Source organism: Pseudomonadota bacterium (assembly GCA_030859565.1).
In the GTDB taxonomy this organism is placed as follows: Bacteria; Pseudomonadota; Gammaproteobacteria; order JACCXJ01; family JACCXJ01; genus USCg-Taylor.
The window spans coordinates 1-2,267 of sequence record JALZJW010000280.1 but is presented as its reverse complement, the minus strand read 5'-3'; the positions used below and the strand labels follow the sequence as shown (position 1 = coordinate 2,267).

General features: G+C 61.2%; 4 protein-coding genes. All 4 read left to right on the top strand.

The annotated features are described in order from the left end of the window. A partial coding sequence (locus M3436_20760; GenBank protein ID MDQ3566398.1) for an enolase occupies window positions 1–823 on the top strand: 823 nt, incomplete at its 5' end. Window positions 824–892: 69 nt separating this feature from the next. Further along, window positions 893–1,198 (top strand): cell division protein FtsB, encoded by a 306-nt coding sequence (ftsB, locus tag M3436_20755; protein MDQ3566397.1) that lies wholly within the window; start codon window positions 893–895, stop codon window positions 1,196–1,198. Then, on the top strand, window positions 1,161–1,886 hold the full coding sequence (gene ispD / locus M3436_20750; protein ID MDQ3566396.1) for a 2-C-methyl-D-erythritol 4-phosphate cytidylyltransferase: 726 nt from the start codon (window positions 1,161–1,163) through the stop codon (window positions 1,884–1,886). The genes ftsB and ispD overlap by 38 nt, the downstream gene beginning before the upstream one ends. 71 nt (window positions 1,887–1,957) lie before the next feature. Beyond that, a partial coding sequence (locus tag M3436_20745) for a 2-C-methyl-D-erythritol 2,4-cyclodiphosphate synthase (protein MDQ3566395.1) occupies window positions 1,958–2,267 on the top strand: 310 nt, incomplete at its 3' end.

Sequence of the window (2,267 nt, the reverse complement as noted above, 5' to 3'; positions counted from 1 at the left end):
CGACAACAACGTGGATTTCCAGGAGTTCATGATCCTGCCGATCGGGGCGCCGAGCTTGCGCGAAGCCGTCCGCTACGGGGCCGAGATTTTCCATGCCCTAAAAGAGGTGCTGCATGCTGGAGGTTTAAACACTGCCGTCGGGGATGAAGGCGGGTTCGCCCCCAACCTCCCTTCGAACGAGTCCGCGATCGAAGCCATCCTCAAGGCCATCGAACGTGCCGGCTATCGCGCCGGCGAAGACATAGTGCTCGGCCTGGATGTCGCGAGCTCCGAGTTTTGCAAGAATGGACAGTACGCGCTGGCCTCCGAAAACCGCACGCTCACGGCAATGGAGCTCGTCGATTCTCTCGCCCGTTGGGTAGATAAGTATCCCATCATCACCATCGAGGACGGCATGGGCGAGAACGACTGGGGGGGTTGGAGCGCGTTGACCAAGCGCTTGGGGAACCGGGTGCAGCTTGTGGGCGACGATCTCTTCGTCACCAATACCGCCATCCTGTCGCGGGGGATCGCGCAAGGCATCGCCAACTCGATCTTGATCAAAGTCAACCAAATCGGGACCTTGAGCGAGACGCTCGCGGCCATCGCCATGGCGAAAACAGCGGGTTACACGGCCGTCGTATCGCACCGCTCGGGTGAGACCGAGGATACGACGATCGCCGATCTGGCCGTGGCCACCTCCTGTGGTCAGATCAAAACCGGATCGTTATCGCGCTCCGATCGGGTCGCGAAGTACAACCGGCTCATCGTGATCGAGGAAGAGTTGGGTGCTCAGGCGTCTTATCCTGGGCGGGCGGCATTCTACAACCTACCGGGGAGCTAATAACCTGGTAACTGGATAATCAGTACCCTTCGCTACGAGGTGCGTGGAACAGTGCGTGATCTCAACCCGATGACTCTGCTCGCGCTTATTCTCCTGCTGCTGCTGCTGGGCGGATTGCAGTTCAAGCTATGGAACGGCCAGGGAGGCCTTATAGAAATTTGGGCGCTGCAGGAGCAGAGAGACAATCAGATCCTTGAAAACCGGCGGCTCAAAGAGCGCAACAGCAGTTTAGAGGCCGAGGTTGCCGACCTCAAAGACGGGCTGGAAGCCATCGAAGAGCGGGCCCGCAGCGAGATGGGAATGATCAAGACCGACGAGGTGTTCTATCAGATCATCGATACCCGACCGCGTAAATCGATCGACCCGATCCGCTAAGCGGTATTGGGTGGCGATCCCCGCGGCGGGGAAAGGCGCCCGGATCGGCTCCGATCTGCCGAAGCAGTATCTTTCCCTTCTCGGCAAACCGATCATCGCGCATACGCTGGAGCGATTTCTTGAGCTACCGGCCATCGATGGGATCGTGGTTGCTATCGCGGCCGGTGACCGTTATTGGGAGTCGATATCTATCAGCAATCGAGGCAAAGTCTCCACCGTCGCGGGCGGCGCCGAACGCTGTCATTCGGTACTGGCGGCCCTCGAAAGCCTGTTACGGCGGGGCAGCCCCGGAGACTGGGTATTGGTACACGACGCCGCGCGTCCCTGTGTTCGGGCCGAAGACATCGGCCGTCTCATCGAACGCTGCTCGCGGCATGAGACGGGCGGGCTTTTGGCCTTGCCGGTACGCGACACCATGAAGCGCGCGGATGACGCTCAGGAGGTCATTGAGACCGTATCGCGCGCGCGCCTTTGGCATGCCTTGACCCCGCAGATGTTTCGGCTCGGCGCCCTCCACCAGGCGCTCACCGAAGCCCTGCGTGAGGGACGGATGGTTACCGACGAGGCCGAGGCCATGGAGCTCATGGGCCATGTGCCCTGTCTGGTGGAAGGCCATCCCGATAACATCAAAATTACCCGCTCCGAAGACCTCGCGTTGGCCGAGTCTTTCCTGAGAGCTTGTGAATAAATCTACTGCGCAACCCGCCCGCATCGTTGCGCGCTGCTCGGAATCCTCATGTATTTCCATATACACTGCGGTTGCTCGCCTCGTCCTTGAGGCTCGCCCCTTCGGGGCAGATGCGCCGTTTCGCTCCCGGCGAAACGGTCCTGCGCGCCGTGCGCCTCGCGGGCGGGCGCGCTCGCTACGATTTCTTCACAAGCTCTGAGCGGCTTTCGGCAAGAAGCGCTATGCGAATAGGTCACGGCTACGACGCGCATCGGCTCGTCAGCGGGCGCGCGCTCATCCTGGGCGGGGTGAGCATTCCGCACGACCGCGGCCTGCTCGCCCACTCCGACGGAGACGCGCTGATTCACGCTATTTGCGACGCGCTATTGGGAGCGGCGGCCC

What these genes read in the sequence shown, in the direction of transcription:
- ftsB (MDQ3566397.1), top strand. Translation starts at nt 893, where the DNA reads ATGACTCTGCTCGCGCTTATTCTCCTGCTGCTGCTGCTGGGCGGATTG.